The 6,634-nt window shown below is 68.9% G+C and carries 4 protein-coding genes; 3 read left to right on the top strand and 1 reads right to left on the bottom strand.

The genetic code is table 11. The annotated features are described in order from the left end of the window. Positions 1-221 precede the first annotated feature (221 nt). Positions 222-1,001, bottom strand: a complete 780-nt coding sequence (gene lexA, locus ACFXAE_RS23770) for a transcriptional repressor LexA (RefSeq protein ID WP_030227721.1) — start codon at positions 999-1,001, stop codon at positions 222-224. 528 nt (positions 1,002-1,529) lie between these two features. Between lexA and nrdR the strand changes: the two genes are divergently transcribed. From nrdR to ACFXAE_RS23755, 3 genes are all read left to right on the top strand, one after another. Next, the gene (gene nrdR, locus ACFXAE_RS23765; protein ID WP_384718187.1) at positions 1,530-2,096 is read left to right on the top strand and encodes a transcriptional regulator NrdR; all 567 of its coding nucleotides are present in this window, start codon (positions 1,530-1,532) and stop codon (positions 2,094-2,096) included. Between the two features lie 164 nt (positions 2,097-2,260). Next, on the top strand, positions 2,261-5,155 hold the full coding sequence (locus tag ACFXAE_RS23760; protein ID WP_384718185.1) for a vitamin B12-dependent ribonucleotide reductase: 2,895 nt from the start codon (positions 2,261-2,263) through the stop codon (positions 5,153-5,155). 181 nt (positions 5,156-5,336) lie between these two features. Then, positions 5,337-6,455, top strand: a complete 1,119-nt coding sequence (locus ACFXAE_RS23755; RefSeq protein ID WP_384718183.1) for a hypothetical protein — start codon at positions 5,337-5,339, stop codon at positions 6,453-6,455. Positions 6,456-6,634: the final 179 nt, after the last annotated feature.

Genomic DNA, 6,634 nt, shown 5'->3' with positions numbered 1-6,634 from the left:
ACCCCGCCCTGTATGGCGGGGGCCGCTAGCGCGGGGGGGGCCCCCGGGGGGGGGGCGGGCCCGCGGGCGCTGTGTGTGGGGGGGGGGGCCGGGCCCCCCCACCTCACCGGAAGCAGCGACTGCGGTCGGTCCGTCCGGACAGCACGGGACCCCGGAACCGGCGCAGGGGTCCCGGGGCCCGGTCAGGGGCGGGGCGGCGTCCGGGCCGGCCCGCGCCGTGCTCAGACGCGCCGTAGAACGGCCACCACTTTGCCCAGAATGGTCGCGTCGTCGCCCGGGATCGGCTCGTAGGCCGCGTTGTGCGGGAGCAGCCAGACATGGCCGTCCTCCCGCTTGAAGCGCTTGACGGTCGCCTCGCCGTCGAGCATCGCCGCCACGATGTCACCGTTCTCGGCGACCGGCTGGCGGCGGACCGTGACCCAGTCGCCGTCACAGATCGCGGCCTCGATCATGGAGTCGCCCACGACCTTCAGCACGAACAGCTCACCGTCACCGACGAGCTGCCGGGGCAGGGGGAAGACGTCCTCGACGGACTCCTCGGCGAGGATCGGGCCACCGGCGGCGATACGGCCGACCAGCGGCACGTAGGACGCGGCAGGCTTGCCGGCGGTGTCCGTGGGCTGCACGGAGGCGGCCTGGTCGGAGCCGCGCACCTCGTAGGCGCGCGGGCGGTGCGGATCGCGGCGCAGGAAGCCCTTGCGCTCCAGGGCCATCAGCTGGTGGGCCACGGAGGACGTGCTGGAGAGACCGACCGCCTGGCCGATCTCGCGCATCGACGGCGGGTAGCCGCGACGCTGCACCGAGTCCCTGATGACCTCGATCACCCGGCGCTGACGGTCGGTGAGTCCGGAGCTGTCCGCCCGGATGCCGGGAGGTCGGCCCGGCAGGGAGCGCTTGTGCCCCTCGGGATTCGTGGCTTCGTTCATCGCATGCACCGGCTCGATCCGGCCCTGGGGGCGGTCCTGGGCAGTGATGGCGGCACTGTCTGCGGTGGTGGTCACGTCGGCCCCTCTCGATGGTCTCCCTGCAGCACAACGGTAGTTGCTTTCGAAAGGTTGCGCCAAACACACGTTCGAGTGAAAAATCGCGAATCGTCGTGCGCAACCTCTCGCTGAGGTGTATTGGTCGCCACGCTCCCCGCCGGACAAACGGGCCCATTGTTGTACTCTTCACCGCTGAGGCGATGACCTCGCGGTTGCGGGTCTCAGTCTGCCATCGGGTGTCCCGTGACGCGTGAAGCGGTCCCCGCTCCCTTCGGGAGTCGCACACCCTCTCCCCGTCTCCGGCACGGCATCCCTCCGTCGCGCGGCGTCCGGCGTGTCCTGCCCGCCCTGGCGTGCACGACACGCGTGCAGGCATGGATGTATGAGCCAATCCCCACATCTAGTGGTTGGATTGCGGCAGCAGCCCAGAAGTTGTGGTCCCCCGGGTCTTCGGGCCCTCCGAGATCGCCTATGCTGGTGCTGCTTCGTGAGGCCCGAGAAACCTCGCGAGGCCATTGAGTCTGCTGTGAGGAGGGTTGGGAGTTCATGCACTGCCCCTTCTGCAGGCACCCCGACAGCCGTGTCGTCGACAGCCGTACGACCGACGACGGCACGTCGATCCGCAGACGCCGCCAGTGTCCGGACTGCTCCCGTCGTTTCACGACCGTGGAGACGTGTTCGCTCATGGTGGTCAAGCGGTCCGGAGTCACCGAGCCCTTCAGCCGCACCAAGGTCATCAACGGTGTGCGCAAGGCGTGTCAGGGGCGGCCCGTCACCGAGGACGCCCTCGCCCAGCTCGGGCAGCGTGTCGAGGAGGCGGTGCGGGCCACCGGAAGCGCCGAGCTGACCACCCACGACGTGGGGCTGGCCATCCTCGGTCCGTTGCAGGAACTCGACCTCGTCGCCTACCTGCGGTTCGCGTCCGTCTACCGGGCGTTCGACTCGCTGGAGGACTTCGAGGCCGCGATCACGGAACTCAGGCGGGCGGAGCGGCCCGCCGGGGGCGACGGGTGCGACGGGGACGGCGAGGGAGCCGGCCCGGGGGGCCAGGAAGACGACAGCGGGTCCGGCGGGACCGCACAGGCCCCCGAACCCGCTCCCGCCGCCGGCTGACCGGCGGGCCGGCCCGGCGCGCCAGACGCGGGGACCGGCCGGGCTGCGGCGATGAGAAGACCTGTTGCGGGCAGACGAGTGGGCGCCCGCAGCATCAGACAGAACACCGTGCCACGGGAACAATCGGGGCACTTCAGGGCGTTTTGCCCGTACAGGGAGGCGGCATGACAGAGACGGCGAGCGGTCCGGCACGGAGTCCCCGGGCCAAGAGCAACAAGGCCGGCAAGGGACTGCGTGTCGAGCGCATCCACACCACTCCCGGAGTCCACCCATACGACGAGGTGGCCTGGGAACGCCGTGACGTCGTCATGACCAACTGGCGCGACGGCTCGGTCAACTTCGAGCAGCGCGGCGTCGAGTTCCCCGACTTCTGGTCGGTGAACGCGGTCAACATCGTCACCAGCAAGTACTTCCGGGGCGCCGTGGGCACCCCGCAGCGCGAGACCGGCCTCAGGCAGCTGATCGACCGCATCGTGAAGACGTACCGGAAGGCCGGTGAGGACCACAGCTACTTCGCCTCGCCCGCCGACGCCGAGATCTTCGAGCACGAGCTGGCCTACGCCCTCCTGCACCAGATCTTCAGCTTCAACAGCCCCGTGTGGTTCAACGTGGGCACGCCCCAGCCGCAGCAGGTCTCCGCCTGCTTCATCCTGTCCGTCGACGACTCCATGGAGTCGATCCTCGACTGGTACAAGGAAGAGGGCATGATCTTCAAGGGCGGCTCCGGCGCCGGCCTGAACCTCTCCCGGATCCGCTCCTCCAAGGAGCTGCTGTCCTCCGGCGGCAACGCCTCCGGCCCGGTCTCCTTCATGCGCGGAGCCGACGCCTCCGCCGGAACGATCAAGTCCGGTGGCGCCACCCGCCGCGCCGCCAAGATGGTCGTCCTCGACGTGGACCACCCGGACATCGAGGACTTCATCGAGACCAAGGTCAAGGAAGAGGAGAAGATCCGCGTCCTGCGCGACGCGGGCTTCGACATGGACCTGGGCGGCGACGACATCGCGTCCGTCCAGTACCAGAACGCCAACAACTCGGTCCGCGTCAACGACGAGTTCATGCAGGCGGTCGAGCAGGGCGGCAAGTTCGGCCTGCGCGCCCGGATGACCGGCGAGGTCATCGAGGAGGTCGACGCCAAGGCACTCTTCCGCAAGCTCGCCGAGGCCGCGTGGGCCTGCGCCGACCCGGGCATCCAGTACGACGGTGTCATCAACAACTGGCACACCTGCCCCGAGTCCGGCCGGATCACCGCGTCGAACCCGTGCAGCGAGTACATGCACCTGGACAACACGTCCTGCAACCTGGCCTCGCTGAACCTGATGAAGTTCCTCAAGGACGACAGCCAGGGCAACCAGTCGTTCGAGGCCGACCGCTTCCAGAAGGTCGTCGAGCTGGTCATCACCGCGATGGACATCTCGATCTGCTTCGCGGACTTCCCGACCCAGAAGATCGGCGAGAACACCCGCGCCTTCCGCCAGCTCGGCATCGGCTACGCCAACCTCGGCGCCCTGCTGATGGCGACCGGCCACGCCTACGACTCCGACGGCGGCCGCGCCCTCGCCGGTGCCATCACCTCCCTGATGACGGGCACGGCGTACCGGCGCTCCGCCGAACTCGCCGCGATCGTCGGCCCGTACGACGGCTACGCCCGCAACGCGGACGCCCACAAGCGCGTCATGAAGCAGCACGCCGACGCCAACGGCACGGCCGTGCGCATGGACGACCTGGACAGCCCGGTGTGGGCCGCCGCCACCGAGGCCTGGCAGGACGTGGTCCGCCTCGGCGAGAAGAACGGCTTCCGCAACGCCCAGGCATCCGTGCTCGCCCCGACCGGCACCATCGGTCTGGCGATGTCCTGCGACACCACCGGTGTCGAGCCCGACCTGGCGCTGGTGAAGTTCAAGAAGCTGGTCGGCGGCGGTTCGATGCAGATCGTCAACGGCACCGTCCCGCAGGCCCTGCGCCGCCTGGGCTACCAGGAGGAGCAGATCGAGGCGATCGTCGCCCACATCGCCGAGAACGGCAATGTGATCGACGCCCCCGGTCTCAAGCAGGAGCACTACGAGGTCTTCGACTGCGCGATGGGCGAGCGCGCCATCTCCCCGATGGGCCACGTCCGCATGATGGCCGCGATCCAGCCCTGGATCTCCGGCGCCATCTCCAAGACGGTCAACATGCCGGAGACGGCGACCGTCGAGGAGGTCGAGGAGATCTACTTCGAGGCCTGGAAACTCGGCGTCAAGGCGCTCGCCATCTACCGCGACAACTGCAAGGTCGGCCAGCCGCTCTCCGCGAAGACCAAGGAGAAGGAGAAGGCCGAGGTCACCGAGAAGGCCGAGGAGACGATCCGGGCCGCGGTCGAGAAGGTGGTCGAGTACCGCCCGGTCCGCAAGCGCCTCCCGAAGGGCCGTCCCGGCATCACCACCTCCTTCACGGTCGGCGGCGCCGAGGGCTACATGACCGCCAACTCCTACCCGGACGACGGTCTCGGCGAGGTCTTCCTGAAGATGTCGAAGCAGGGTTCGACGCTCGCGGGCATGATGGACGCCTTCTCCATCGCCGTCTCGGTGGGCCTCCAGTACGGCGTGCCGCTGGAGACGTACGTCTCGAAGTTCACCAACATGCGCTTCGAGCCGGCCGGTATGACGGACGACCCGGACGTGCGGATGGCGCAGTCGATCGTCGACTACATCTTCCGCCGTCTGGCGCTGGACTTCCTGCCCTTCGAGACGCGCTCCGCGCTCGGCATCCACTCCGCCGAGGAGCGTCAGCGTCACCTGGAGACCGGTTCGTACGAGCCGTCCGACGACGAGGTCGACGTCGAGGGCCTGGCCCAGTCGGCGCCGCGGGCCCAGGAGCTGAAGGCGGTGTCCACGCCGAAGGCCGAGGTCGAGGCGGCCGAGCCGGCCCCGAAGCAGGCCCACACCAGCGCCGAGCTGGTCGAGATGCAGCTGGGCATCCAGGCCGACGCCCCGCTCTGCTTCTCCTGCGGTACGAAGATGCAGCGCGCCGGATCCTGCTACATCTGCGAGGGCTGTGGCTCGACGAGCGGCTGCAGCTGAAGCCGGGCGGCAGCGCGCCGGACGCACCGTCCCGCGTAGCCCGCACACATAACTGACAAGTGGCTCAAGAAGGGGACCGGCCGACGGCCGGTCCCCTTCGTCGTGCATCGCGCTTGTCGCCGCAGGTGCTGTGCCGGCAGAATCGGGGCATGATCAAGAGAATCGAGTCCTCAGTCCGCCGGTGAGCGAGGCGCCCGGGACCGAGCTTCCCGGATCCAGGACCACACTGTTCGAGCACGCCCTCCGGCTGCATGAGCTGACCCCCGACACCCCACTGCCACGTGACGGCGAGCCGTACCCCGACGAGGGGCGTTACCAAGGCAGGCCGGGACCGGACCGTCCACGTGATTATGACCAGGTCGGGGCCGAGGTCGCGGCCGTCCTTGACGAGCATTTCAGCGACCCGCGGTCCGTGCCCGGTCAACTGGTCGGCCGCTTCCACGCCGTCCACGTGCCCATTCATCCCCACACACGCATCACCGAGGCCGCCCTGCGGGCAGGAACGCGGGCCAGGACGGCCGGACGCCGGCTCATCAGGCATGGAACCGAAACCGATGACGTCGTCGTAGGTCTGGCCTTGCTGGCCGCGGTGGGTACTGCCGACGATGTTCCGTACATCCAGACCATCGGGCTCCTCTCCTGTACCTTCGGCCCACTGGCGGCGCATGCACTGGAGCGGCTGCCGGACGGCGCGGGGCCACTCCTCTGGCTGGCGGATCGAGTGACCGGCTGGGGGCGGGTCTACGTGGTCCAGGCGCTCTGCCGGCTGGTCGACGGTCATGCGGACGTCCAGCATTGGCTGCTTCGGAGAGCCGTGGACGGGGACGTCCTCAACGGATACTTCGCCGGCGAGGCCGCCCGGGCCGCGGGCCTTCATCAGGCCCTGTCCGGATCGGCCGCGGATGCCGATCTCGTGGACCACACAGGCAGGCTCCTCGATGTCCTCACCTCCTGCCAGGGCATGGGCATGACCCTCGCACACTATCCGCACGCCGAGGAAGTGCTGGCCGCACACCTGCGTCACCTGAAGCGGCTGGGGCCTTCCCCCGGCCGGTACTGCATCGCCGCACTCCTCGCGAGGAACCTCGGCGAGCAGGGTGACGAGGGTTCGATCGGACCCGTCCGTCGTTGGCAGACCCATCGGGACGGCTACCTGGCACTCCTCGACCGGGAGGACTGGTGCGAGACGGCAAGGAACGCCCTGGCAGCCGGCGACCGTCGGGTTGTCCTGCTCGCCGAGACGGCATCCGACTTGGGGTTGCGGGCGTTCGGCGACCCTGCACCGGCCGGCGAGGAATAGCGCACCCCAGGAACATGTGCTCTGCACCAGTACGCGTCCGGGCGCTGCCCGGGTGTGAGTGAACGAACCAGGGCGGTGGTGGCGGGGATACGCCGCCCAACCCCCCCGCCAGACCCCCGGAGGGTAGTAAAAAAAAAAAAACAACAGACCCCCCAATTAGTAGGTTTGGAAGAAGTTGG

This window comes from Streptomyces sp. NPDC059454, from assembly GCF_042749965.1.
In the GTDB taxonomy this organism is placed as follows: Bacteria; Actinomycetota; Actinomycetes; order Streptomycetales; family Streptomycetaceae; genus Streptomyces.
Note: the sequence above shows the minus strand (reverse complement) of the source record. Positions and strands in the feature narration are given on the sequence as shown.

Bases quoted from the DNA above. Each gene is read 5' to 3' on its own strand.
- nrdR (WP_384718187.1), top strand. From the start codon at position 1,530: ATGCACTGCCCCTTCTGCAGGCACCCCGACAGCCGTGTCGTCGACAGC.
- ACFXAE_RS23760 (WP_384718185.1), top strand. From the start codon at position 2,261: ATGACAGAGACGGCGAGCGGTCCGGCACGGAGTCCCCGGGCCAAGAGC.